This is a genomic window from Sinorhizobium sp. 8-89 (assembly GCF_030124325.1).
Taxonomy (GTDB): Bacteria; Pseudomonadota; Alphaproteobacteria; order Rhizobiales; family Rhizobiaceae; genus Sinorhizobium.
This window is the reverse complement of sequence record NZ_JASKLR010000004.1, coordinates 347,715-371,325: the sequence shown is the minus strand read 5'-3', so window position 1 is coordinate 371,325 and position 23,611 is coordinate 347,715. Positions and strand designations below refer to the sequence as shown.

The window sequence follows — 23,611 nt, the reverse complement described above, 5'->3', positions numbered from 1 at the left end:
ACAGCAAAGGAGGACTCCGGCGGGCCAGCAGGCGATTGCCAAGGCGCGTCGAACCGATCCCAAATCAACGGTCCATTTGTGCACCGGTGTGATCGGCCCGTGCACACTTGCTGTGCAAGGATCAATCAACCGTCGCTGTCCTGCCCAATAGAGGTTACGCGCACGTCGCCGCCGACGACATTGACATCGACGGCGTTGCTGAGGAGGTTCGCACCCTGAACGATTTCCTGATGGAATCCCGCATTTGCAAGGCTCGCGGAAGGATCCGCCGTGGAACTGGCATCGAGTTCGTGGCCGACCTTGAGATCCCACCCGGAAATCGCGCCGAAATGCGTCCCGTCGCCGCTCTCCGCGTGCCCGCCATCCGCGGCCGGAACGTTGTCGGCATTGCTGCTGTTCATTTTGATGCTGTAGGCATGGTCCTGGTCGGCGAGGCTGTTTGCCTGCACGATGCTGAAACCGCCATCGTTCCCGAAACCGCTCTGAGAATGGTTCAGGAGGTGATCGAGGTTCAAGCTGGAGGAGAGGGGATCGCCGCCGAGATCGAGAGTGACGTCACCGGTCATACCGGAATTATCGGGGCCGCCGGCCTCGTCCGGCGCCGCGAGTTCCGTGTCGGAACAAGGATGATTGTCCCGATCATCACTGCTCTCCTTGGTTTCGGCCTTGTTGTCGCCGCCAGGAGCGCGGCCATGGCTCGTCCCGTCGCTATCGGCCGTCGGGTCATTGACACCGCCGCTCGCGAGACCGTCGGCGAGCGCGCCAATTTTCAAGTCGTCATCGGTGTTGATGCTGTCGTCGGCCCGAAAATTCTTTAACGGGGTATCGGCCATCTACTAACTCCCTCCTCAGAGGGAGCCAGCACCGAAACCCTTTCATCTTTTATAGGATTTTTGCGGGGCTGGCTCTCTTGTGAAGTTCAGACGAATAATCACCAAGGATAATTCGTCTGTTTGGTTCCGATATATTCCCTATTGTTTTCATAATATACTTTGCTTGTATGTACTTCTGTATAAATTGCTACGTGCTACAAATACAGGCTACTCTCGCATTGTCGAGTAGCAACTCGATATACGTACTCCGCGGCTGCTACGCATGGAACAAAAGGCAGTCCGTGGGCCGCGCAAACTCAAGCGCGACGGTGGCAGTGTGGGCCCGAACGCAGCGGAACGAAAGACATCAATTGTGGTTAGCCGTTTGTATTCAATGGCTTTTTTGAATCTTTCTCGAAACCGGGGACGCCGTTAAGACAATGTTAATACTTGCGAATCCCGCGCGACCTGATTTAGGGTGGCGCGGCCGGCAGCTGACCCGCAATTACGGAGACGACAGGCTGGCAATGAAGATTCATGCGGGGAATCAAACTGTTAGACTGACGCCATCGACGTTGTCGCGGGACACGCGGTGTGCCGGTCTTGATCACCCTGGAACCCTGCCGGCGGCATTCTGTGCGGCATGACTATAACCCGTTGTAGCTATGGCGATGGCCGCCGTTGCTCCCCCACCGAAAGCCGGGCGACCGTCCGTGCGTCTCGATCGGCCTTGCAATTCTCGTTCGCAAGCCCCCCTTGAAAACCAGGGGTGTTTGACTGAGCATGCGAAATGGCCCCTTCAGCTGGCGGCTTTCGGGCGATTAGCCCAAAATTGGTTCGTTTTCGAACGATTTAGACGCGAATGTGGCGAGCGCCTAACCCTTTTGGGTGGTTTCGCATCCCCCATCTTTACGATACATTAGCTATCGCAAATTTTTATTCGTCACTTTCCGCAGTATTTGAAGAAATTTTTCAAACATGGGCTTGCTCCCAGTGGGGTTAGAACTCCCGTAAAATTAATGGGAATTCCCAAGGAGGGGATAAATGTACCGTACGAGCTCGAACGTGAGCGATTTTGAAGACAACAACAAAGTATTACCTAAGAAAAATAAGATCGTAATGCTCGCCAAGGTGGATCTGTTCGCTGAATGCCTGATGCAGGCGGTCGGCGCGCGATTTCCAGGCGAGGACATCGTGAGCCTGTCCGACCCCGAGGGCCTGCTTGACGGAAACCTCGTCGATGTCAGTCTGGTCATGCTTTACCGCATACCGGTGACGACTTTTCCGTCCGTTCTCCGGATGATTCATGAATTCCATCCGAAGGCCTCGATCGGGCTCGTGGTCGAAGAAGCCGATGCGCTCGATTCGTCGATTGCCGGCTTTGTCGATGAAGGATTGATTCACGGCGTGTTGCCATTGAACCTTCATCTGGACGTCTGCTTGACCGTCATCGACCTTCTGATGAAGGGCGGCGAGCATTTTCCGGCTGCACTGCTCCGGCGCCTGGCGCCGGTGGGGCTTGCAGGCGGCGCGCTCGGTGCCCGGCGGGAAGCCGCGGTCGAACCCTTTGTTGTTCCGGAGCCGAAGCGTGATGCGCACATCGGCATGCTGACGACGCGCGAGGTGCAGATTCTCGACCTGATCTGCATGGGGACGCAGAACAAGATCATCGCCGATCGTCTCGGTTTGTCCGAAAACACCGTCAAGGTTCATGTGCGCAACATCTATAAGAAGATGAACGTGCGTAACCGAACGGAAGCCGCTTCGCGCTATTTCACGCATGAGGCGGACCTGTCTGAAGCGCGGCCAGGCTCGCGCTGGCGTAACTGACGCTGGTTCGCGGCGTCGCGCGGCGCCATTGGATGAAAAGCCTCTCGCCGCCAGGCGAGAGGCTTTTTCGCGTTTCTCGGTCGTTAGCGCATCTTTCCTAATCCCACAGCACCGCGGGTCCTGTCGGACGCGCGGTGCTGCAAGGCTATTCGGCCGCCTGAGGTCCGAGTGCGCCGCGGCGGATCTGATCGGCTTCGATCGATTCGAACAGGGCGCGGAAATTGCCCTCGCCGAATCCTTCATCCCCCTTGCGCTGGATGAATTCGAAAAAGATCGGTCCGATGACGGTCTTCGAGAAGATCTGCAGCAGGATCTTCGTCATGCCACCGTTCACCACGCCCTCGCCATCGATCAGGATGCCGTGCTTCTTCATCCTGTCGATCGGCTCGTCATGGCCGTGGACGCGCTCGCGCGACATTTCGTAGTAGGTCTCCGGCGGTCCGGGCATGAACTTGAGGCCATTTTCGGCCAGCTTGTCGGTCGCGTCGTAGATCGCCTCGGTCCCGACCGCGATGTGCTGGATACCCTCTCCCTTGTACTTCTTCAGATATTCCTCGATCTGGCTGGTGTCGTCCTTCGACTCGTTCAAGGGGATGCGGATCTTGCCGCAAGGCGAGGTGATCGCCCGGCTGACGAGGCCGGTGATGCGGCCGTCAATATCGAAGAAGTGGATCTGCTTGAAATTGAACAGTTCACGATAGAACGCCCACCACTTGTCCATGTTGCCGCGATAGACGTTGTGGGTCAGGTGGTCGAGATAATAGAAACCGACGCCCGCGGGCTTCGGATCGCGCTCGCCCAGCCATTCGAACTCGGCATCGTAGGCGGAGCCCTTGTCGCCGTATGTTTCGACGAAATAGAGGAGTGAACCGCCAATGCCGACGATTGCCGGAACATCGAGGCACTTGTCGTTGCCGGTATAAGGCTCGGCGCCCTTGGAAACGGCGTGCTCGAATGCATGCTTCGCATCGACCACGCGCCAGGCCATCGACGGAGCACAAGGGCCGTGCTTGTCGACGAAGCGCATGGCATGGGAGCCCGGCTCGGCGTTGAGGATATAATTGATATCGCCCTGCCGCCAGACAGTGATGTCCTTCGTCCTGTGCTTGGCGACGGCTGTATATCCCATGCGGGTGAAGAGTTCTTTCAGCTTCTCCGGCTCGGGATGCGCGAATTCGACGAACTCGAAGCCGTCCGTCCCGGCGGGGTTGTCTGCGCTGATTTTCGGGGGTGGTGCGTCGTGCGGGAACGGGCCCATCGGAAGCCTCCTCTTCATTCTTCCAAACTTTGCTGGAGTATGGCGCAGATCCGATGCATGATGCTTGTATTCTTGCGTGTTTTTGACGATTCAACGCATGAATTGTGCGGCAGAGCAGCCGAGGGCGCATGAATGGAGCAGCTTGACGGTTTCGATCTCAAGATCCTCAGCGAATTGCAGCGGGACGGACATCTGACCAACAACGAATTGTCCGAGCGCATCGCGCTTTCGCCGTCCCAATGTTCGCGGCGGCGTTCGCGATTGGAGGCCGAGGGCTATATCACCGGCTATCAGGCGCAGATCGACCGGCAGAAGCTGGGACTCGATCTGATGGTGGTGATCTCGGTAACGCTTGCCACGCACAATCGCGACAACGCCAAGCGCTTCGGCAAGCTGGTCTCCGGCTTGCCCGAAGTTCTGGAGGCCTACGCGCTGACAGGGGAAATGGACTATCACTTGCGCGTCGTGACCCCCGATTTGGCCGGGCTTTCGCGTTTCGTCAACGACGTGCTCCTGCCGCATGACAGCGTCCAGCATGTGAAAACGTCGATCGTGCTCGAGACGCTGAAGAGTTTCGAGGGGCTGCCGATTCCGGAGCGTATGAAGGGCTAGATCTTGCTTGGGCGAGCGTATCCCGCCGAGCGCACGATTGCCCGCTCCACGGCGCGCAGCCCCTTCGAAAGCGCCTTCATGTTGTCGGCTCCAAGGGTCTCACTCAGTTCGGCCTGATAGGCGCGCGCAAGTTCCGTCAATTCGCCGTAGGCCGAAAGGCCAGCCGGCGTGAGCGCCAGATGCTCGAGACGGCGGTCGCGGCCGTCTTCCTCCCGCTTCAGCCAGCGGCGCTGCTCGAGACCGAAAACGGCGCGGCTCACTTTCGTCTTGTGCATGGAGGAGTGCACACCGATTTCGGTCGCCGTCATGCTGCGTCCGGAACTGCCGAGCGCGGCGAGCGTGCGCCATTCTGGCCGGGTCAGCTGGTATCGCGCCTTGTACTGTGCGGCAAAGCGTAGCGCGATGAACTCCGCCGCGCGGTTGAGTCGATAGGGCAGAAAGGATTCCAGCTCGAACTCGGGCAGCGTCATGATCGGCCGTCCTTGATAGTTACAAAATCGATAGTTACGATTGTAACTAATATGTGGGGCGCCCGCTTTCAAGCGAAATTGCTGAGAGCGCGGCGCTCCGGAGGCAAATGGAGGTCCGCGTCATGTTGGAGAAGGCAAAGAAGCAGTCGGGCGCATCGTCGCTGGACGAGCAGGAGCTGAATTACATGCCCGGCTTCGGCAACGATTTCGAGACCGAAGGCTTGCCGGGCGCTCTGCCCCAGGGGCAGAACAGTCCGCAAAAATGCGAATATGGTCTCTACGCCGAGCAGCTTTCCGGTTCTCCCTTCACTGCGCCGCGCGGCACAAACGAGCGCTCCTGGCTCTATCGCATTCGCCCGAGCGTCAGGCACACCGGACGTTTCAAGAAGATCGACTATCCGCATTGGAAGACGGCGCCGCACATAGCTCAGCATTCGCTGGCGCTCGGGCAATTGCGCTGGAGCCCGCTTCCGGCACCTTCGGAGAAGCTGAACTTCCTGGAAGGCATCCGCACCATGACGACCGCCGGCGATGTCCTGACGCAGGCGGGGATGGCAGCCCACACCTATGCCTTCAACGCCGACATGGTCGACGATTACTTCTTCAATGCCGATGGCGAACTGCTGATCGTGCCGGAGACGGGTGCGATCCGCGTCTTCACCGAACTCGGCAAGATGGACGTGGAACCTTCGGAAATCTGCCTGGTGCCGCGCGGGACGATGTTCAAGGTCACTCGGCTCAGCGAGGAAAAGATCTGGCGTGGCTATATCTGCGAAAACTACGGCGCGAAGTTCACGCTGCCAGATCGCGGGCCGATCGGCGCCAATTGCCTCGCCAACCCGCGTGATTTCAAGACCCCGGTTGCAGCTTACGAAGACAAGGAAATGCCCTGCCATGTCCATGTGAAATGGTGCGGCTCCTTCCATGTCACCGAAATCGGCCATTCGCCGCTTGACGTCATTGCCTGGCATGGCAACTACGCGCCCTATAAATACGACCTGAAGACCTTCTCGCCGGTCGGCGCGATCCTGTTTGACCATCCCGATCCGTCGATCTTCACCGTACTGACCGCGCCTTCGGGCGAGGCGGGCACGGCCAATGTCGACTTCGTCATCTTCCCGCCGCGGTGGCTGGTTGCCGAACACACCTTCCGTCCCCCCTGGTATCACCGCAACATCATGAGCGAGTTCATGGGGCTGATCCTTGGCCGCTATGACGCCAAGGAGGAAGGCTTCGTCCCGGGCGGCATGAGCCTGCACAACATGATGCTGGCGCATGGACCCGATGCCAGCGGTTTCGAGAAGGCGTCGAACGGAGAGTTGAAGCCGGTAAAGCTCGACAACACCATGGCCTTCATGTTCGAGACCCGTTTCCCGCAGCAATTGACCAAGTTCGCCGCCGAGCTGGAGACGCTACAGGACGACTACATCGATTGCTGGGCCGGCCTCGAACGGAAATTCGACGGAACGCCGGGAATCAAGTGACTTCCAGCTGCAATCCGTGACATGCTCTTCAAATCCGCGCCGTCCGGCGCGGATCAAACAGAACACACCGGGAAACACCAGCCTATGAAACTCGCGACGCTGAAAGATTCCACCCGCGACGGTAAGCTCGTCGTGGTCTCGAAAGACCTGACCCGTTGTTCCGAGGTGGGCCACATTGCCCGCACGCTTCAGGCCGCGCTCGACGACTGGGCGCATGCGGGGCCGCGGCTCGCGCGCGTCGCCGAAGGCATCGAGACCGGGTCCCAGCCGACAATGCGTTTCCACGAGCATGATGCTGCATCGCCGCTTCCCCGTGCCTTCCAGTGGGCGGACGGTTCCGCCTATGTCAATCATGTCGAGCTTGTCAGGAAAGCGCGCAACGCGGAGATGCCGGCGAGCTTCTGGACCGATCCGCTGATCTACCAAGGCGGCTCCGACGGCTTTCTCGGGCCGCGTGATCCGATCGTAATGGCGGACGAGGCCTGGGGCATCGACATGGAGGGCGAAGTCGCCGTTATCGTTGATGACGTGCCGATGGGCGCCAGCCTCGACGAGGCGCGCAAGGCGATCCGCCTCGTCATGCTGGTCAATGACGTTTCGCTGCGCGGCCTCATTCCCGCCGAACTCGCCAAGGGTTTCGGCTTCTATCAGTCGAAGCCGTCATCGGCTTTCTCGCCGGTCGCGGTGACGCCCGACGAACTCAGCGATGCCTGGGATGGCGGCAAATTGCACCTGCCGCTGCATGTGGATCTCAACGGCAAGCCCTTCGGTCGCGCCAATGCCGGCGTCGACATGACGTTCGACTTTCCGCAATTGATCGCCCATGCGGCCCGCACCCGCCCGCTTTCGGCCGGTACGATCATCGGCTCCGGCACCGTCTCCAACAAGCTCGACGGCGGGCCGGGCAAGCCGGTCGCCGACGGCGGGGCCGGCTACTCCTGCATTGCCGAGATCCGCATGATCGAAACGATCGACAGCGGCGCGCCGAGGACGAACTTCCTCAAATTCGGCGATGTGGTCCGGATCGAGATGAAGGACCGCACCGGTCATTCGATCTTCGGCGCCATCGAGCAGACGGTCGAAAAATCCGACCGGGCCTGACGAGGCGAGGTAAACGGCCGGGAGGCAACCGTGGCGAACGAAACCGTTCTTTACGACTACTGGCGCTCGTCGGCGAGCTATCGCGTGAGGATCGCGCTCAACCAGCTCGGCGAGACCTATGCCTCCGTTCCGGTCGATCTCCTCGCCAAAGCCCATCGCGGGCCGGAACATCTCGCCCGCAATCCGCAGGGACTGGTGCCGGTGCTCGATATCGATGGCGAACGCTTTACCCAGTCGCTGGCGATCATCGAGTACCTGGCGGAGACGAGGGAGGGCAGCGGTTTCCTGCCGGCCGATGCGGTCGGCAGGCAGAGGGTGCGTGCGCTTTCCTATGCCATCGCCATGGATATCCATCCTGTCTGCAATCTCGGGGTAATTGCCTACGTCATGGCCAATGCCGGGGACGGCGAGGCCGCACGCCAGGCGTGGATGAAGAAGTTCATCGGCGAAGGCCTTGCTGCAGTCGAGCGTATGCTGGATCACCCCTCGACCGGGGAGTTCTGCCATGGCGACCGGCCGACCATGGCGGATTTCTGCCTTGTACCGCAGGTCTACAACGCACGGCGCTGGGACGTCGATCTTTTGACCTGCCCGAGGATCGTCGCCATCGACGCTCGCTGTGCTCAGATCGAGGCCTTTGTCAGCGCGCATCCCGATCGAGCAAAATCCTAGCCTGCGTCCCCAAGTCTCCATAGCGGAGCTCTCCGCGTGGCTGGTCGTGACCTGTTCCGTCCAGCCGATGTCGCGAATGGATCGGCGGGGCTGAGATCGCCACGCTAGTTTTCGCGTGACTGCCCGTATAAGGGGGCGCCGGAAACACCTCAAGAACGAGAGACCCATCGATGAAAAGCTATGTGCTGACCGTCACCTGCAAATCCACCCGCGGCATCGTCGCTGCCATCACAGGCTATCTTGCGGAAAAAGGCTGTTACATCAGCGATAGCTCGCAATTCGATGATCTCCAGACGGGCCTTTTCTTCATGCGCCTCACCTTCATCAGTCAGGAAGGCGCGAAGCTGGAGGAACTGCGCGAAGGCTTTGCGCCGGTTATCAAGCGTTTCGAGATGACGATGGAGATCCGCGATTCCGAGGAGCGCATGAAGGTGCTCCTGATGGTGTCGCGTTTCGGCCATTGCCTCAACGACCTGCTCTACCGCTGGAAGATCGGCGCGCTCCCGATCGACATCGTCGGCGTCGTCTCCAACCACTTCGACTACCAGAAGGTGGTCGTCAACCACGACATCCCCTTCCACCACATCAAGGTGACCAAGGAGAACAAGCCGCAGGCCGAAGCGCGGCTGATGGAGATCGTCGAGCAGAGCGGCGCGGAACTGATCGTGCTCGCCCGCTACATGCAAGTCTTGTCGGATCAGCTCTGCAAGAAGATGTCGGGCCGGATCATCAACATCCACCATTCCTTCCTGCCGAGCTTCAAGGGCGCCAACCCCTACAAGCAGGCCTATGAGCGCGGCGTCAAGCTGATCGGCGCGACGGCGCATTATGTCACCGCCGATCTCGACGAGGGTCCGATCATCGAGCAGGACATTGCCCGCATCACCCATGCCCAGAGCGCCGAGGACTATGTCTCGATCGGCCGCGACGTCGAAAGCCAGGTGCTGGCCCGGGCCGTGCACGCCCACATCCACCACCGCTGCTTCATCAACGGCAACCGCGTCGTCGTCTTCCCGCCGAGCCCGGGCTCCTACGCGTCGGAGCGGATGGGCTGATGTCCCCTGTGGCGCGTCTTTCCGGACGCGCCACAACGGCCGTAACATACTGATTTCCCGCGTGATTATCTCCGATTCGATTCTCTCTTGGGGAACGGTCGGCTGGGCGTTGCCTCGCCCCAATCCGGCGCTATAGTCCTTCGATCGATCGTCGGCCGTTTAGGAGGACCAGAATGAGCAATCGCGATCCGGTGGTTATCGTTTCGGCGGCGCGCACGCCGATGGGGGCCTTTCAGGGAGGGCTGAAGGACCTGACGGCACCGGAACTCGGTGCCATCGCCTTGAAGGCTGCGCTCGAACGCGCCGACCTCGAAGCGGTCGACGAGGTCCTGATGGGCAATGTCCTGCCGGCTGGCGTCGGCCAGAATCCAGCGCGGCAGGCGGCACTTGGCGCCGGGCTCGGAAAGGAAACACCTTCAACCACGGTCTCGAAGGTCTGCGGCTCCGGCATGAAAGCGCTCATGCTCGGTCACGACGCGCTTCTCTCCGGCAGTGCGTTGGTGATCGCTGCCGGCGGCATGGAGTCGATGACCAACGCCCCCTATCTGCTCCCCAAGGCCCGTGGCGGTTTCCGGCTCGGCCACGGCGAGGTCAAGGACCACATGTTCCTCGACGGGCTGGAGGACGCCTATTCCGGTCGGCTGATGGGGACCTATGCCGAAGACACGGCTCAGCACTATCAATTCTCGCGCGCCGATCAGGACGCCTTCGCCCTGCGCTCTCTGGAACGAGCGCTGAAAGCGGCGGAGGACAAGTCCTTTGCCGATGAGATCGTGGCGATAACCGATGGTGGAAAGCGCGGGAGTGCGAACCTGGAGCGCGACGAACAGCCGACCAAGGCCGATCCCGCGAAGATACCGAAGTTGAAGCCCGCCTTCCGCGACGGCGGCAGCGTCACGGCCGCCAACTCCTCTTCGATCTCCGACGGCGCCGCGGCGCTGATCCTGATGCGCGCGAGCGAAGCGGAAAGGCGCGGGCTGACGCCGCTTGCGATCGTTGCCGGTCATGTCGGCCATGCTCAGGAGCCGGCCTGGTTCACCACCGCGCCGATCGGCGCGACTGAAAAGCTGCTCGACAAGCTGAATTGGGAGAAAGGCAGCGTCGGCCTCTACGAGATCAACGAGGCCTTTGCCGTCGTCGCTATGGCGGCGATCCGCGATCTCGGCCTCTCCGACGACATCGTCAACATCCATGGCGGCGCCTGCGCCCTCGGCCATCCGATCGGCGCCTCGGGCGCCCGTATCGTCGTAACGCTGCTTAATGCAATGCGGGCGAACGGCGTCAAACGCGGCATCGCCTCGCTCTGCATCGGCGGCGGCGAGGCGACGGCGGTCGGACTGGAACTGTTGCAGTAGGGCGTTTGGGGCTTTTTGCCCCTCATCCTAGCCCTCTCCTCGCAGGCGGGGAGAGGGGACGAGGTCGTACCTCGATCTTCGGCCCTACGATGCTGCAATTGAATATTCCCGCCCGCAGCCGAGCGGTGATGGGAAATGAGTGGGTGCGGCTTGCCCCTTCTCCCCGCTTGCGGGGAGAAGGTCGCGGAGAGGGGCAGCCGTGGCGCCCTGCCGAGGGCGCTGGCCGCCTCTCAAATATGCAGCGCGTGCCCTAATCCCTTGAAAGCCGCTTCCTGAAAGGCCTCCGACTGGGTCGGGTGAGCGTGGATCGTGCCGGCAATGTCTTCCAGACGAGCGCCCATCTCGATCGCCAGCGCGAAGGTCGCCGAGAGCTCCGAAACGCCGTGGCCGACCGCATGGATGCCGAGCACGAGGTGGTTGTCGGCGCGTGCGATGACGCGGACGAAGCCGTCTTCTGAAAGCGTCGTCATGGCGCGGCCGTTCGCCTGGAAGGGGAACTGGCCGATCTTGATTTCGATGCCGGTCGATCGGGCCTCGTCCGGCGAGAGGCCGGCGCTGACGATCTCCGGATCGGTGAAGCAGACGGCCGGGATGCAATGCTTGTCCCAGCTCCGCTTACGCCCGGCAACGATCTCGGCGACCATCTCGCCCTGCGCCATGGCGCGATGCGCGAGCATCGGCTCGCCGGTGACGTCGCCGATGGCGTAGATACCGCGCATGGAGGTGCGGCACTGGTCGTCGATGCGGATGAATTTTCCGACGCGATCGATGTCGATCTCCTCGATCCCCCAACCCTCCGTCACGGGTCTGCGCCCGACCGTCACGAGGACCTTTTCGGCAGGTACCTCGAAGGCGCGCCCGTTTTCTTCCGCAAGCAGGCCGCGGCCATCCGCCGAGAGCCGTTTGGCGGCGGTGCGCGTGAAGACGTCGACGCCGAGTTCGGCGAGGCGCTTCATCACCGGCTTTGAAAGATCGGCGTCGTATTGCGGCAGGATGCGGTCCATGGCTTCGAGTACTGTCACCTTCGAGCCCAGCTTGGCGAAGGCGGTGCCGAGTTCCAGGCCGATATAGCCGCCGCCGATGACGGCGAGCGTTGGCGGAACCGCTTTCAGCGCCAGCGCTCCGGTCGAGGAGATGACCTTGTCGCCGAAGGGCAGGTCGGGAAGTTCGACCGGCGCTGAGCCGGTGGCGATCACGACCGTTTCGGCACGAATGCGCTGCAGGCCGATCTCGGTCTCGACATCGAGGGTCTTGCCGTCGACGAAGCGCGCCTCGCCGACAACCGCCTTAACGCCTGCCTTTTTCAACAGGCCTGTCACGCCGCCGTTCAGCCGTCCGACGATGCCGTCCTTCCAGGCGACCGTCTGCGCCAGGTCGATCGCCGGCGCGCTCAGCGACAGACCGAGGGGATTCTTGCCCGACGACGCCGCGCGTAGCTTGTCGAATTCCTCGGCCGCGTGGATCAGCGCCTTCGAAGGAATGCAGCCGACATTGAGGCAGGTGCCGCCGGCCTTTGCTTTTTCCACGATGACCGTGTCGACGCCGAGCTGGCCCGCGCGGATGGCGCAGACATAGCCGCCGGGACCGGCACCAAGCACCAGAAGCTTGCAGGAAATTTCCTTCATGACCGCATCACCCTTCAACGAAAATCAGCGCCGGCGTTTCGAGCAGCGTCTTCAGCCGCTGCACGAAGGTCGCGGCATCCCAGCCATCGATGACGCGGTGATCGAAGCTTGACGAAAGGTTCATGATCTTGCGCGGCACGAATTGCGTCCCGTCCCAAACCGGACGGACCGCGATCTTGTTGACCCCGACGATCGCGACCTCCGGATGGTTGATGACCGGCGTCGAGGCGATGCCGCCAAGCGCGCCGAGCGAGCTGATGGTGATGGTCGAGCCGGTCAGCTCGTCGCGAGTTGCGGTTCCGGTGCGGGCGGCGTCCGCCAGCCTGTTCAACTCGGCGGCGCAATCCCAGATTCCGCGCGCTTCGGCGTGGCGGACGACCGGAACAGTCAGGCCGGCGGGGGTCTGGGTGGCGATGCCGATGTGCACGGCGGCATGCCGATGAATGATTCCTGCGCCGTCGTCGAAGGTCGCGTTGACGCCCGCCTGGTCGGCGATCGTCTTAACCAGCGCCCGCATCAGGAAAGGCAGGACTGTCAGTTTCGGCTGATCGGGTTTGCGGTCGCGGTTCATCGTCGCGCGCAAGTCCTCGAGCGCGGTCATGTCCACTTCCTCCACATAGGTGATGTGGGGAATGCGCGAGGTGGAAAGCGTCATCTTTTCGGCGATGCGCCGCCGGAGGCCGGTGACCTTGATTTCCTCCACCGCGGTCTTGCGGACGAGACCGGTTGTCGCCGGTGCAGGCCGGGCGCCGCGGCTCAGGAAAAGGTCGAGGTCCTCGTGGGTGATCCGGCCGGCAGGCCCGGTGCCGGTTACCTGCCTGAGGTCCACGCCGCTGTCCTTCGCGCGCAGCCGGACGGCCGGCGAGGCGAGCGGTTTCCTGGAAACGTCCAACGCCTCGCGCAGCGCCGGTGCCGGCTTTGGCTCGGTCCTTTCAGGCTTTGGCGGTGCTTTCGCCGCAGGCGGGGCAGAGACGGCGACGGGCTCGTCCAGCACGGCTTCGGCAAGTGCCTCCGGAACGCTGTCCGGGGGTGCTTCGCCCTCTTCGCCGGCGGTCTCGATTCTGACGAGCGGGGCCTTGACCGCGACCGTGTCGCCGATTTCGGCGCCAAGCCACAAAACCTTGCCGGTGACCGGCGAGGGGATCTCGACGGTCGCCTTGTCGGTCATGACGGCGGCGAGCACCATGTCCTCGCGTACGGGGTCGCCGGGCTTCACGTGCCATTCGACAAGTTCGGCCTCCGCGACGCCTTCGCCGACATCCGGCATCTTGATGATAAATTCGCCCATCGTCAGGCCTCCATCACTTCGGTGAGCGCGCGGCCGACGCGCGCGGGGCCGGGGAAATAGTCCCATTCCTGAGCGTGCGGGTAGGGTGTGTCCCAACCGGTGACCCGTATGACAGGGGCTTCCAGATGATAGAAGCAATGCTCCTGAACGAGGGACACGAGCTCGCCGCCAAAGCCCGATGTGAGCGTCGCCTCGTGCACCACGACGCAGCGCCCGGTCTTCGTCACTGACTGTACGATCGTATCGAGGTCGAGCGGCAACAGGCTGCGCAAGTCGATCACCTCCGCATCGATTCCGGTTTCCTCCGCGGCAGCGAGCGCGACATGCACCATCGTTCCATAGGCGATCACGGTGACGGCCGAGCCCTTCCGGCGGATTTCGGCCTTGCCGATCGGGATCGTATAGTGCCCTTCCGGCACGTCGCCGAGTTCATGCTTCGACCACGGCGTCACCGGACGTTCATGGTGACCGTCGAACGGGCCATTGTAGAGCCGTTTCGGCTCCAGGAACATCACCGGATCGGGATCCTCGATTGCCGAAACCAGCAGCCCCTTGGCGTCGTAAGGGTTCGACGGCACGATGACCTTCAAACCACAGACATGGGTGAAAAGCGCTTCCGGGCTCTGGCTGTGTGTCTGGCCGCCGAAGATGCCGCCGCCGGTCGGCATACGCAGAACGATCGGGCAGGTGAAATCGCCGTTCGAGCGGTAGCGAATGCGCGCCGCCTCCTGTGTAATCTGGTCGTAGGCCGGATACATGTAGTCGGCGAACTGGATTTCGACGCAGGGCTTCAGCCCGTAGGCGGCCATGCCGATGGCGGTGCCGACGATGCCGGATTCGCTGATCGGCGCGTCGAAACAGCGGGTCTTTCCGTATTTCGCCTGGAGTCCCTGTGTGCAGCGGAAAACGCCGCCGAAATAGCCGACATCCTCACCGAAGACGACGACGTTCTCGTCGCGCGCCATCGAAACGTCCATGCCGCTGCGCACCGCCTCGATCATTGTCATTCTGGCCATGTCAGTATCCTGCCTTCTGCCGCTGGCGACGGATGTGCGGCGGCATCTCGGCGTAAACACCCTCGAAGATATCGCGTACGGAAGGCTTGCCGCCGGCGTGCAGAGTGCCGTGGCTTTCCGCCTGTTTCTGTGCCTGGATCACCTCGTCCATGACTTCGGCTTCCGCCTGGGCGTGGCGCTCTTCCGACCACGCACCGCGGACAATCAGGTGCTTCTTTAATCGCAGAACCGGGTCGCCGAGCGGCCAGGCCTCCGACTCCGTCTTCGGGCGATAGGCACTCGGGTCGTCGGACGTGGAGTGCGCGCCGACGCGGTAAGTCACGTATTCGATCAGCGTCGGCCCGAGATTGCGCCGCGCCCGCTCCGCCGCCCAGCGCGCAACCGCGTAGACGGCGAGATAGTCGTTGCCATCGACGCGCAGCGCCGGGATGCCGAAGCCCAAGCCGCGGGCCGCGAAAGTACCGGAACCGCCGCGGGCGATGCCCTGGAAGGTCGATATCGCCCACTGATTGTTGACGATGTTGAGGATGACCGGCGCCCGGTAAGTGGACGCGAACACGAGGGCGGAGTGGAAGTCCGATTCCGCGGTCGAGCCGTCGCCGATCCAGCCGGCGGCGATGCGCGTATCGTTCTTGATCGCCGAGGCCATGGCCCAGCCGACCGCCTGGACATATTGGGTGGCGAGATTGCCGGAAATCGTGAAGAAGCCGTGCTCCTTGGAAGTGTACATCACCGGCAACTGCCGGCCATGACACGGATCGCTCTCGTTCGAGAAAATCTGGTTCATCATCTCGACCATCGGATAGTCGTCGGCGATGAGGAGCCCTGCCTGGCGATAGGTGGGGAAATTCATGTCGCCCTTGCGAAGGGCCCTGCGGAAGGCGCAGCTTACGGCTTCCTCGCCGAGATGCTGCATGTAGAAGGATGTCTTGCCCTGACGCTGCGCCATCAGCATGCGCGCGTCGAAGGCGCGCAGCATCATCATGTGCCTGAGCCCGGTGAGCAGTTCCTCATCGGACAGAAGCCCCGCCCAAGGCCCGACGGCTTCGCCTTCGCGGTTGAGCACGCGGATGATGGAATAGGCAAGGTCCCTGATCTCTTCCGGCGCGACGTCCACCTCGGGACGAGGCACGGAACCGGCCTTCGGTATCTTCACGTTGGAGAAATCGGGTTGATCGCCCGGCCGAACGGCCGGTTCGGGGACATGCAAACTCAAACGGTCGAGATCGCTCATGCGGGTTCCGGCCTCCCATCCGGATTGCGCATTGCACGCAAAATCAATGATCGAGAGAACAGTATGCCGGCCTCACGGCACGATGCGGCGACGATCTCGCGCCATCGGGCACTCCTGCGCCCGCCGCTGCCACGTGCCGTCTCGATCCCCGTTCTCCCGAGGGGATATGCTGACAGACTGCCATGAGTTCAGGGGGAGATGAAGGGCTTTCGCGGTCTCGGCCGTCGGCCGCTTGAAGAAAGACAGAATCCTGCCATTGCGTCTCGGATGCGGGACGGGAAACAGGCAGCGGCGGCCGTTGCGGGAAATTTTCTTGCGCGGCCGGTTCGAGGATGTGGGTTCGAATCGAGCTGTCAGACCGGTGGCGCGATCTCGATCGGCGTGCCATCGGAAAAGCGCGACAGCCGGAAATTCGAGGGATCGACGATCGGCTGAGCTCCCGTGACGAGATCGGCGACGAGGTGACCGGCGCCGGGGCCGATGCCGAAGCCGTGGCCGGAAAAGCCGGTGGCTATGATCAGGCCGGGGACATTTTCAGCATGGGAAATGACAGGCACGGCATCGGGCGTAACATCGATCAGGCCGCCCCAGATCTGGAGTGGCGCCGTTTGCCGGAGTGCCGGGAAGACCTTTCTCGCCTCCGCGAACGCCCTTAACGCGGAGCGCGAATCGGGCCGGGGGTCGAGGACCCGGTGACGTTCGAAGGCGCCCGGGCGGTCGAGCGGCACCGGTGCGATCTCGAAGAGCTCGCGCCAGCTCTGCGCGCTCAGTCCGACCTGCACGGCTTCGCCCTCGGCCTTTCGCGCGGGCTGAAAATCACGAAAGAAAGTGAAACTGTCCGGGACGATCGGGTGCAGGTTGGCGCTGCCGTCGGCAATTGTATAACCGCCATCGAGGCGCTTTCGATAGGCATAGGTCGCCGTCGCGGCGGCGCCCTCGGGTCCGCCGGCGACCGCTGCGGTTCTCAGCACGGTGTTGCGCACCTTCAGTTGCGGTAACCGTATTCCGAGGCCCTTGCAGAAGAGCCGCGACCAGGAGCCGCCGGCAAGGACGACTGTCGTGGTTTCGATGCGACCCTTTTCCGTGATGAAGGCGCTGATCCGGCCAGCACTTCTCTCGACTCCGCGTACAGCACAGCCGGTAACGATATGCGCCCCGGCGCGCCGCGCCCCAGCGGCGATTGCCGGCACCGCCTTCTGCGGCTCGGCCCGACCGTCGCTTGGCGTGAATAGCGCGCCTTTGTAGCGGGTTATGGCTCCCGACATCCTGGACTGCGTTTCGTCCGCGCCGATCTGGCGGCTGTCGACACCATGTTGCCTGGCATGCGTCAGCCAGGCGTCGCGGTTGGCGATATCCTGTTCGCTTTCCGAGATATACAGAATGCCGCTCCGGCGAAATCCGGTTTCGCCGCCGACGCGCGCATCGAGCGTGTCCCAGATTTTCAGTGCCGCCATCGCAAGCGGGATCTCGCGGCGGTCGCGGCCCATGACGCGCACCCATCCCCAATTGCGGCTCGACTGTTCGCCGCCGAGCGCACCTTTCTCGCAGAGCACGACTTGAATGCCGCGCTCGGCGAGGAAAAGCGCCGTGCTGACGCCGATGATGCCACCGCCGATGATGACGACGTCGGCTTTCGGGGGCAGCGAATTTTCGGTGATGACGGGGTCGAGAACGGGACCGGGCATGAATGTCTCTTGATAGGCGTGGCTCTCTGCTATCGCTGCATCCTTCGTCGCTCCCGATCAAGCCCGTGCGAGCGATTAGCTGACTACGATGCACAATTCGCACGTGACCCAGAGGTCCGGGCGCTTCTATATCTGTCTTTTTCCGATAAAAATACACTTCAATTGCTTGACAGATCGGCAGGCTCCGATGTCTCTTGGCGAGCAAGACGGACACAGGCCCGCGGGCACGGATGGGGAAGGAAACATGGGCGGGCTTCTGGCGGGAAAGCGGGCGGTGATCACGGCGGCGGCGCAAGGCATAGGCCGCGCGGCAGCCGAGGCTTTCAGGCGCGAGGGCGCCTCTGTCATTGCGACCGACATCAATGAGGAAAAACTCAGCGAACTTGCCGCGCAGGGTATCGAGATCGCGAAGCTCGACGTGCTCAGCGAAGAGGCGGTCGCGGCGTTTGCAGTGCGCACCGGCGCCATCGACGTTCTCTTCAACTGCGCCGGATTCGTCCACGCCGGCTCGATCCTTGAGGCGAGCGAAAAGGACTACGACTTCGCCTTCGACCTCAACGTGAAATCCATGTTCCGGATGATCCGCGCCTTCCTGCCCGGCATGATCGAAAAAGGCGGCGGCTCGATCATCAATATGTCGTCGGTGGCTGGTGTTCCGATGGGCGTGCCGAACCGCTTCGTCTATTCGGCGAGCAAGGCGGCGGTGGTCGGCCTTACCAAGTCGGTCGCGACCGATTTCATCGGGAAGGGCATCCGCTGCAACGCCATCGCACCAGGTACGGTCCAATCCCCGTCACTTGAGGAGCGGATGAAGGCTCAGGGCAACTACGAGCAGGCGCGCGCCGCCTTCATCGCGCGCCAGCCGATGGGGCGTCTTGGGACGCCTGAGGAGATAGCAGCGCTCGCCGTCTATCTCGGCAGCGATATTTCTGCCTATACGACCGGCCAGGTGCATGTGATCGACGGCGGCATGAGTCTCTGACAAGGCGCAATACGGCCGGACTTCCAGAACTTTGGCCGAGACTCTATGCTCGCCGCATGCGTGACGAAGACTATAAACTCCGCCCGATCCTGCGTATCGACTTTCCGCCCGGGGAGCGCCTTGGGCGCGGCAAGATCATGCTCTTGGAACTCATCCGTGAAACCGGCTCGATTTCCGCCGCCGGCCGCGCCATGGACATGTCCTACCGGCGGGCCTGGCTGCTCGTCGATGCCTTGAACCGGATGTTCAAGGAGCCCTCGGTGGAATCGCAGCGCGGCGGGAAGCAAGGGGGCGGTGCCGCTGTCACGGCTTTCGGCGAGATGCTGATCCAGCGGTTTCGGACGATGGAGGCAAAGGCTTGCGCGGCGATCGAGGACGATCTCGACTGGCTCGAGGCCGTTCGCGACCCCAACACTGTTTCTGTGACGGAAACGGTTTCGGACAAATGAGGCAAGACGCGAGCGAAAGCCGGGCCACATCCGCGCTCAGTGATCGAGCGCCACGGTCTTGATGATCGCGTGAACGGATTTCCCAGGTGCGAGCTGGAGCGCGTCGCGGGACAGAGCGGTGATGCGGGCGAGAATAACGTTGCCGCCGCACTGCACGCGAACGTCGATGCTGGCCTTTTCATCGGGCGAGAGATCGATGACCGTTCCCTCGAACACGTTGAGCGCGCTGATGCCTTCGGGACGCACGGTGGCCAGCATGACGTCGCGCGCCGCGATATGCAGGCGGACGCTGTGGCCCGGCGGAACGAAGAGTTGCGGCACGCGCACGAGACATTCGCCCGCCCGGACGACCGTCAGATTGTGTGCGCTGTCATGGCTCTCGACCACGCCCTCGAGCAGGGCGCCTGCCTCGCGCCAATCCATCGCGTGCACCGCTGCCGGCTGGCTCAAGATGACGGCCGCGTCGCCCGATGCCTGGACCCGGCCGTTCTCGATCACGATGACGCGCTCGGCGAGCCGCGCGATTTCCGCGACCGAATGGCTGACATAGACGATCGGAATTCTCGTTTCGTCACGAAGCCGCTCCAGATAAGGCAGGATCTCCGCCTTTCGTGCCTCGTCGAGTGCGGCAAGCGGTTCGTCCATCAGTAGCAGGCGGGGAGAGGCAAGCAGCGCACGGCCGACGGCAACACGCTGGCGTTCGCCGCCGGAGAGCGTCGAGGGACGGCGGTCGAGCAGGTGGCCGATGCCAAGCATTTCAACGACCCGCCCGAACTGCGAGGCGGACTTTTCCGCACCGGCGAACCAGCGTCCGTAGGCGAGATTCTTGCGGACGCTCATGTGCGGGAAAAGCCGCGCTTCCTGGAAGACGTAGCCAAAGCGGCGCCGGTGGATCGGCGTGAATATCCGCCGTTCGCTATCTGCAATCACGTCGCCGTCGAGAACGATCCGGCCGCTATCGGGGCGGAGAAGTCCGGCGATGATATTGATCAGTGAGGTCTTGCCCGAACCCGAGCGACCGAACAGCGCCGTGACGCTGCCGTCGGAGGTGAACGCGGCGTCGATCGTGAAGGCGCCGACCCGGTGGCGGGCTTCGACCTCAAGGCTCATGCCGTCACCGAGCGCTTTGCTGCGAATGCCGCGAAAATCTCCGACAGCATCAATGCCCCCATGGAAATGACGACCGAGACGACGGCGAGGCGCATCGCTCCGGCATCGCCGCCTGGAACCTGAGTGAAAGTGTAGATCGCGGAGGAAAGCGTCTGCGTCTCGCCCGGAATATTGGAGACGAAGGTGATCGTCGCCCCGAACTCGCCCATCGCCTTGGCAAAGGAGAGGATCATGCCGGCGATGATGCCGGGAAGGATCAGCGGCAGTGTGACGGTCAGAAACACCCATACCGGTCCGGCGCCGAGCGTGGCGGCGGCGTCCTCGAGCTTGCGGTCGACTGCGTCGATCGACAGCCGGATGCTGCGCACCATCAGCGGAAAGCCCATGACCGCACAGGCAAGCGCGGCACCCGTCCAGCGGAAGGAGAAGACGATGCCGAAATTCTCGGCGAGGAAGGCGCCGATCGGTCCGCGGCGGCCGAAGAGAAGCAGCAGCACGAAGCCGGTGACAACCGGCGGCAGCACCAGCGGCATATGTACGAGGCCGTTCAGGACCGACTTGCCCCAGAAGCGCCCACGCGCAAGCACCATGGCGGCCAGCAGTGCCAGCGGCAGGCTGCTTAACATCGCAACCGTGGCGACGCGCAGGCTAAGTCGGACTGCCGTCCACTCCGCATCGCTCAATGCCATCCAGTCCAAGCGTCAAATCTCCCGTCAAAATCCTGCAGCCGCAACACCCTCATGACCTGCGCAAATCTGTCGAGATTTCACGCAGGGTGCTTGCGTGAGTTGCTTCGCGCTTATTTCCGCACCGTGAAACCCTCGGCCTCGAAGAGCGCCGCAGCCTTGGCCGACGTGACGAATGCGAGATAGGCGGCTGCGTCGGTGTTCTTGCTGTCGGCCGTAATGGCTATCGGATAGATGATGGGAGGATGACTGTCCTCCGGGAAGGTGCCGACCACCTTGACACCGGGATCGGCCACCGCGTCCGTCTGGTACACGATGCCATAGGGAGCCTCGCCACGAGATACCAGGAGAAGAGCGGCGCGCACGCTTTCCGCCCCCGCCACCTTCTGTGCGACTGCCGGCCAGACCCCGAGTTTTTCCAGTGCCGCCTTGCCGTATTTGCCGGCGGGAACCGAGTCGACCGCAGCCATCGCCAGGCGGTCGTTTCCGAGGAGGCCGGCGAGATCGAAACCGGGCTTGATATCGACCGCTTGCGCATCGGGCTTTGCGGAAACGAGGACGAGGCGGTTGCCGAGAAGGTTGGAGCGGGTGTCCGCCTTGATCAGCTTCTTGTCGGCAAGATAGTCCATCCAGGCGAGGTCGGCCGAAATGAAAACATCCGCCGGCGCGCCCTGTTCGATCTGCTTTGCAAGCGCCGAGCTTGCGGCATAGGAAGCGGTTGCCTGCCTGCCGCTTTCCTTCTCCCATTCGGCGTTGACGGCATCGAGCGCGTTCTTCAGGCTCGCCGCTGCAAAGACGGTTACCCTTTCTGCCGCTTGCGCAATGCCAGGGGCCGCGCCTGTCAAGGCGACCCACAAGGTGAGCGCGAGTCCCTTGAGCCAGGTTCTTCGTCCCTTCCGCATGCGTGCCTCCGTCCGGTCGCGATATTTTTGAGGATATAACGATCTATCCTTCTGGTTATCGTTATATCTGCAGAAATACAATGCTCTTCGGGAGTTCCGATCAGGAACGGTGAATCGAATAATCAAATCACGCAGGACCGCTTGCAGCGCCCGCTCAACTGCTTAAATTTCCGGTTGAAGCGAAACGAGGCTCGATGACATATGGAACCGATCATCCGGATCGAGGACAGCTGGAAGGCCGCTTTGGCCCCGGAATTCTCAAGCGCCTATATGGGCGACCTCAAGCGGTTCCTGCTTGGGGAAAAGGACGGCGGCCGGCAGATCTTTCCGAGAGGCAGCGAATATTTCCGCGCGCTCGATCTTACGCCGCTTGACAAGGTCCGCGTCGTTATCCTCGGGCAGGATCCCTATCATGGCGACGGGCAGGCGCACGGGCTTTGTTTCAGCGTGCGGCCCGGCGTGCGCACGCCGCCGTCGCTCGTCAACATCTACAAGGAGCTCCAGGACGATCTCGGCATTCCGCCCGCTCGTCACGGTTTCCTGGAGAGCTGGGCGCGGCAGGGCGTGCTGCTTTTGAACAGCGTGCTCACGGTCGAACGGGGACGGGCGGCTTCGCACCAGGGGCGGGGCTGGGAGCGTTTCACCGACGCGGTCATTCGAGCGGTCAACGAGCAGCGACAACCCGTCGTCTTCATGCTGTGGGGCTCCTACGCGCAAAGGAAGGCGGCCTTCGTCGACCAGTCCCGGCATCTGGTGCTGAAGGCGGCGCATCCTTCTCCGCTTTCGGCCCATTCGGGCTTTCTCGGTTGCCGGCATTTCTCGCAAGCGAATGCTTTTCTCGTTTCCAAAGGCTTCGATCCGATAGACTGGCAACTGCCGGAGAACCCTGAGGGTGAAAGCGGTCGCTGAGCCGAATCGCTCCGGTCTGACGTAGTGCCGCCGGCGCCTGTCGCGGAGAAACCTTGCGTTGCTGCCTCCGATCGGCCAAAGACTGCCCGCATTAGCGGATGAGAAAAGGTGTGCGCGGTTTCCGCCCGCGTCCCGCTCCAACTATCGAGGCGCAATGCGAGAGGCAGGCAGAAGAATGCGGCATATCCTGATCATCGGCATCGGCGCGGGCAATCCCGAACACGTGACCATTCAGGCAATCAACGCCCTCAACAAGGCCGATGTGCTCTTCATCCCGACCAAGGGGGCGAAGAAGACCGAGCTTGCCGAAGTCCGCCGCGAAATATGTGCGCGCTATGTGACAAGAAGCGACAGCCGCACCGTCGAGTTCGCCGTGCCGGTGCGCCAGACGGAGGGCCGGAGCTACAACAGCAGCGTCGACGACTGGCACGGCAGCATCGCCGCAACGTATGAGGAACTGCTGCTTGGCGAACTTGCTGAAGGCCAGACAGGCGCCTTCCTGGTCTGGGGCGACCCGATGCTTTACGACAGCACGATCCGCATCGTGGAACGCGTCAGGGCGCGGGGACATGTGGCTATCGACTTCGAAGTCGTTCCCGGCATCACCAGCCTGCAGGCACTCTGCGCCAGCCACCGCATACCGCTCAATCTCGTCGGCAAACCTGTCGAGATCACCACCGGAAGGCGGCTTGCCGAAAGCTTCCCGGATAAAAGCGAAACGGCCGTCGTCATGCTCGACGGGGAGCAGGCGTTCCAGAAGATCGAAGACCCGGATGCCGCAATCTATTGGGGCGCCTATCTTGGCACGCCGGATGAGATCGTCATCTCCGGGCCTCTTGCCGAAGTGAAGGACGAGATCCTCAAGGCGCGCGCAGAGGCGCGCGAGCGCATCGGCTGGATCATGGACATCTATCTCCTGCGCAAGGGCGCCGATTTCGACGAATAGCAGGCGTGCGTGCCGCGGATTCGGGGACTATCACCTCCCCTTTTATCTCTCTCAAAGCGCTTGCCTGTGATATAGCGACCATCGAAAGCGACATATGGCGGGACCATTGCGCTTTTGCCGGGAGACTTGA

The 23,611-nt window shown here is 62.2% G+C and carries 22 protein-coding genes; 11 read left to right on the top strand and 11 right to left on the bottom strand.

The features are described 5' to 3' along the window. Window positions 1–125 precede the first annotated feature (125 nt). Entirely contained in the window at window positions 126–833 is a 708-nt protein-coding gene (locus tag QN219_RS11795; RefSeq protein WP_283999844.1) for a hypothetical protein, read from the bottom strand. A gap of 1,023 nt (window positions 834–1,856) precedes the next feature. Here QN219_RS11795 and QN219_RS11790 point away from each other — a divergent pair. Next, entirely contained in the window at window positions 1,857–2,642 is a 786-nt protein-coding gene (locus tag QN219_RS11790; RefSeq protein WP_283999843.1) for a response regulator transcription factor, read from the top strand. 145 nt (window positions 2,643–2,787) lie between these two features. Here the strand turns inward: QN219_RS11790 and hppD are convergent, their stop codons facing one another. Continuing rightward, window positions 2,788–3,900: a 4-hydroxyphenylpyruvate dioxygenase gene (gene hppD, locus QN219_RS11785; protein ID WP_283999841.1), complete on the bottom strand. Its 1,113-nt coding sequence runs from the start codon at window positions 3,898–3,900 to the stop codon at window positions 2,788–2,790. Window positions 3,901–4,032: 132 nt separating this feature from the next. Between hppD and QN219_RS11780 the strand changes: the two genes are divergently transcribed. Next, window positions 4,033–4,512 carry an Lrp/AsnC family transcriptional regulator gene (locus tag QN219_RS11780; protein WP_173508993.1) on the top strand — a complete coding sequence of 160 codons (480 nt, stop codon included), beginning with the start codon at window positions 4,033–4,035 and terminating at the stop codon, window positions 4,510–4,512. Here QN219_RS11780 and QN219_RS11775 read toward each other — a convergent pair. Next, a complete protein-coding gene (locus tag QN219_RS11775) occupies window positions 4,509–4,982 on the bottom strand; it encodes a MarR family transcriptional regulator (protein ID WP_283999839.1) in 474 nt (157 codons plus the stop codon). The genes QN219_RS11780 and QN219_RS11775 overlap by 4 nt on opposite strands. Before the next feature lie 122 nt (window positions 4,983–5,104). On the opposite strand from QN219_RS11775, the gene hmgA reads away from it, so the two are divergent. The 5 genes from hmgA to QN219_RS11750 all read left to right on the top strand — a co-directional run bounded on the left by hmgA (window position 5,105) and on the right by QN219_RS11750 (window position 10,649). Continuing rightward, window positions 5,105–6,466 carry a homogentisate 1,2-dioxygenase gene (hmgA, locus tag QN219_RS11770; protein WP_283999838.1) on the top strand — a complete coding sequence of 454 codons (1,362 nt, stop codon included), beginning with the start codon at window positions 5,105–5,107 and terminating at the stop codon, window positions 6,464–6,466. A gap of 84 nt (window positions 6,467–6,550) precedes the next feature. Further along, the gene (locus QN219_RS11765; protein WP_283999837.1) at window positions 6,551–7,567 is read left to right on the top strand and encodes a fumarylacetoacetate hydrolase family protein; all 1,017 of its coding nucleotides are present in this window, start codon (window positions 6,551–6,553) and stop codon (window positions 7,565–7,567) included. Window positions 7,568–7,597: 30 nt separating this feature from the next. Then, window positions 7,598–8,239, top strand: a complete 642-nt coding sequence (maiA, locus tag QN219_RS11760) for a maleylacetoacetate isomerase (RefSeq protein WP_283999836.1) — start codon at window positions 7,598–7,600, stop codon at window positions 8,237–8,239. Between the two features lie 170 nt (window positions 8,240–8,409). After that, a complete protein-coding gene (gene purU, locus QN219_RS11755; protein ID WP_283999835.1) occupies window positions 8,410–9,294 on the top strand; it encodes a formyltetrahydrofolate deformylase in 885 nt (294 codons plus the stop codon). 173 nt (window positions 9,295–9,467) lie between these two features. Then, complete coding sequence (locus QN219_RS11750) at window positions 9,468–10,649, top strand: acetyl-CoA C-acyltransferase (RefSeq protein ID WP_283999834.1); 1,182 nt, start codon at window positions 9,468–9,470, stop codon at window positions 10,647–10,649. Between the two features lie 230 nt (window positions 10,650–10,879). Here QN219_RS11750 and lpdA read toward each other — a convergent pair whose 3' ends face one another. From lpdA to QN219_RS11725, 5 genes are all read right to left on the bottom strand, one after another. Next, window positions 10,880–12,274 carry a dihydrolipoyl dehydrogenase gene (lpdA, locus tag QN219_RS11745; RefSeq protein WP_283999833.1) on the bottom strand — a complete coding sequence of 465 codons (1,395 nt, stop codon included), beginning with the start codon at window positions 12,272–12,274 and terminating at the stop codon, window positions 10,880–10,882. Between the two features lie 7 nt (window positions 12,275–12,281). Further along, window positions 12,282–13,562, bottom strand: coding sequence for a dihydrolipoamide acetyltransferase family protein (locus QN219_RS11740; RefSeq protein WP_283999832.1), 1,281 nt, complete (start codon window positions 13,560–13,562; stop codon window positions 12,282–12,284). A 2-nt stretch (window positions 13,563–13,564) separates the two neighbouring features. Further along, the gene (locus tag QN219_RS11735; RefSeq protein WP_283999831.1) at window positions 13,565–14,578 is read right to left on the bottom strand and encodes an alpha-ketoacid dehydrogenase subunit beta; all 1,014 of its coding nucleotides are present in this window, start codon (window positions 14,576–14,578) and stop codon (window positions 13,565–13,567) included. Window position 14,579: 1 nt separating this feature from the next. Beyond that, window positions 14,580–15,812: a 3-methyl-2-oxobutanoate dehydrogenase (2-methylpropanoyl-transferring) subunit alpha gene (locus QN219_RS11730; protein WP_283976807.1), complete on the bottom strand. Its 1,233-nt coding sequence runs from the start codon at window positions 15,810–15,812 to the stop codon at window positions 14,580–14,582. A 353-nt stretch (window positions 15,813–16,165) separates the two neighbouring features. After that, entirely contained in the window at window positions 16,166–17,497 is a 1,332-nt protein-coding gene (locus tag QN219_RS11725; RefSeq protein WP_283999830.1) for an FAD-binding oxidoreductase, read from the bottom strand. Window positions 17,498–17,741: 244 nt separating this feature from the next. Between QN219_RS11725 and QN219_RS11720 the strand changes: the two genes are divergently transcribed. Both QN219_RS11720 and QN219_RS11715 read left to right on the top strand, forming a co-directional pair. Continuing rightward, window positions 17,742–18,479 carry an SDR family oxidoreductase gene (locus tag QN219_RS11720; protein ID WP_283999829.1) on the top strand — a complete coding sequence of 246 codons (738 nt, stop codon included), beginning with the start codon at window positions 17,742–17,744 and terminating at the stop codon, window positions 18,477–18,479. A 56-nt stretch (window positions 18,480–18,535) separates the two neighbouring features. Then, a complete protein-coding gene (locus QN219_RS11715; RefSeq protein WP_283999827.1) occupies window positions 18,536–18,928 on the top strand; it encodes a winged helix-turn-helix domain-containing protein in 393 nt (130 codons plus the stop codon). A gap of 36 nt (window positions 18,929–18,964) precedes the next feature. On the opposite strand, the gene modC is transcribed toward QN219_RS11715, so the two are convergent. From modC to modA, 3 genes are all read right to left on the bottom strand, one after another. Then, the gene (gene modC / locus QN219_RS11710; RefSeq protein WP_283999826.1) at window positions 18,965–20,038 is read right to left on the bottom strand and encodes a molybdenum ABC transporter ATP-binding protein; all 1,074 of its coding nucleotides are present in this window, start codon (window positions 20,036–20,038) and stop codon (window positions 18,965–18,967) included. Then, window positions 20,035–20,727, bottom strand: a complete 693-nt coding sequence (gene modB, locus QN219_RS11705) for a molybdate ABC transporter permease subunit (protein ID WP_283999957.1) — start codon at window positions 20,725–20,727, stop codon at window positions 20,035–20,037. Before modB ends, modC begins: the two co-directional genes overlap by 4 nt. A 110-nt stretch (window positions 20,728–20,837) precedes the next feature. After that, window positions 20,838–21,626, bottom strand: a complete 789-nt coding sequence (modA, locus tag QN219_RS11700) for a molybdate ABC transporter substrate-binding protein (protein WP_283999825.1) — start codon at window positions 21,624–21,626, stop codon at window positions 20,838–20,840. A 201-nt stretch (window positions 21,627–21,827) separates the two neighbouring features. On the opposite strand from modA, the gene ung reads away from it, so the two are divergent. After that, a complete protein-coding gene (gene ung, locus QN219_RS11695; RefSeq protein WP_283999824.1) occupies window positions 21,828–22,535 on the top strand; it encodes a uracil-DNA glycosylase in 708 nt (235 codons plus the stop codon). 175 nt (window positions 22,536–22,710) lie between these two features. Then, window positions 22,711–23,481, top strand: coding sequence for a precorrin-6A synthase (deacetylating) (cobF, locus tag QN219_RS11690; protein WP_283999823.1), 771 nt, complete (start codon window positions 22,711–22,713; stop codon window positions 23,479–23,481). The last annotated feature ends 130 nt before the right edge of the window (window positions 23,482–23,611 follow it).

What these genes read in the sequence shown, in the direction of transcription:
- QN219_RS11735 (WP_283999831.1), bottom strand. Translation starts at nt 14,578, where the DNA reads ATGGCCAGAATGACAATGATCGAGGCGGTGCGCAGCGGCATGGACGTT.
- QN219_RS11715 (WP_283999827.1), top strand. Translation starts at nt 18,536, where the DNA reads ATGCGTGACGAAGACTATAAACTCCGCCCGATCCTGCGTATCGACTTT.
- QN219_RS11750 (WP_283999834.1), top strand. Translation starts at nt 9,468, where the DNA reads ATGAGCAATCGCGATCCGGTGGTTATCGTTTCGGCGGCGCGCACGCCG.
- ung (WP_283999824.1), top strand. Translation starts at nt 21,828, where the DNA reads ATGGAACCGATCATCCGGATCGAGGACAGCTGGAAGGCCGCTTTGGCC.
- hppD (WP_283999841.1), bottom strand. Translation starts at nt 3,900, where the DNA reads ATGGGCCCGTTCCCGCACGACGCACCACCCCCGAAAATCAGCGCAGAC.
- QN219_RS11795 (WP_283999844.1), bottom strand. Translation starts at nt 833, where the DNA reads ATGGCCGATACCCCGTTAAAGAATTTTCGGGCCGACGACAGCATCAAC.
- lpdA (WP_283999833.1), bottom strand. Translation starts at nt 12,274, where the DNA reads ATGAAGGAAATTTCCTGCAAGCTTCTGGTGCTTGGTGCCGGTCCCGGC.
- QN219_RS11740 (WP_283999832.1), bottom strand. Translation starts at nt 13,562, where the DNA reads ATGGGCGAATTTATCATCAAGATGCCGGATGTCGGCGAAGGCGTCGCG.
- QN219_RS11790 (WP_283999843.1), top strand. Translation starts at nt 1,857, where the DNA reads ATGTACCGTACGAGCTCGAACGTGAGCGATTTTGAAGACAACAACAAA.
- QN219_RS11730 (WP_283976807.1), bottom strand. Translation starts at nt 15,812, where the DNA reads ATGAGCGATCTCGACCGTTTGAGTTTGCATGTCCCCGAACCGGCCGTT.
- QN219_RS11780 (WP_173508993.1), top strand. Translation starts at nt 4,033, where the DNA reads ATGGAGCAGCTTGACGGTTTCGATCTCAAGATCCTCAGCGAATTGCAG.
- QN219_RS11765 (WP_283999837.1), top strand. Translation starts at nt 6,551, where the DNA reads ATGAAACTCGCGACGCTGAAAGATTCCACCCGCGACGGTAAGCTCGTC.
- cobF (WP_283999823.1), top strand. Translation starts at nt 22,711, where the DNA reads ATGCGGCATATCCTGATCATCGGCATCGGCGCGGGCAATCCCGAACAC.
- QN219_RS11775 (WP_283999839.1), bottom strand. Translation starts at nt 4,982, where the DNA reads ATGACGCTGCCCGAGTTCGAGCTGGAATCCTTTCTGCCCTATCGACTC.
- modB (WP_283999957.1), bottom strand. Translation starts at nt 20,727, where the DNA reads ATGGCATTGAGCGATGCGGAGTGGACGGCAGTCCGACTTAGCCTGCGC.
- QN219_RS11725 (WP_283999830.1), bottom strand. Translation starts at nt 17,497, where the DNA reads ATGCCCGGTCCCGTTCTCGACCCCGTCATCACCGAAAATTCGCTGCCC.
- modC (WP_283999826.1), bottom strand. Translation starts at nt 20,038, where the DNA reads ATGAGCCTTGAGGTCGAAGCCCGCCACCGGGTCGGCGCCTTCACGATC.
- purU (WP_283999835.1), top strand. Translation starts at nt 8,410, where the DNA reads ATGAAAAGCTATGTGCTGACCGTCACCTGCAAATCCACCCGCGGCATC.
- QN219_RS11720 (WP_283999829.1), top strand. Translation starts at nt 17,742, where the DNA reads ATGGGCGGGCTTCTGGCGGGAAAGCGGGCGGTGATCACGGCGGCGGCG.
- modA (WP_283999825.1), bottom strand. Translation starts at nt 21,626, where the DNA reads ATGCGGAAGGGACGAAGAACCTGGCTCAAGGGACTCGCGCTCACCTTG.
- hmgA (WP_283999838.1), top strand. Translation starts at nt 5,105, where the DNA reads ATGTTGGAGAAGGCAAAGAAGCAGTCGGGCGCATCGTCGCTGGACGAG.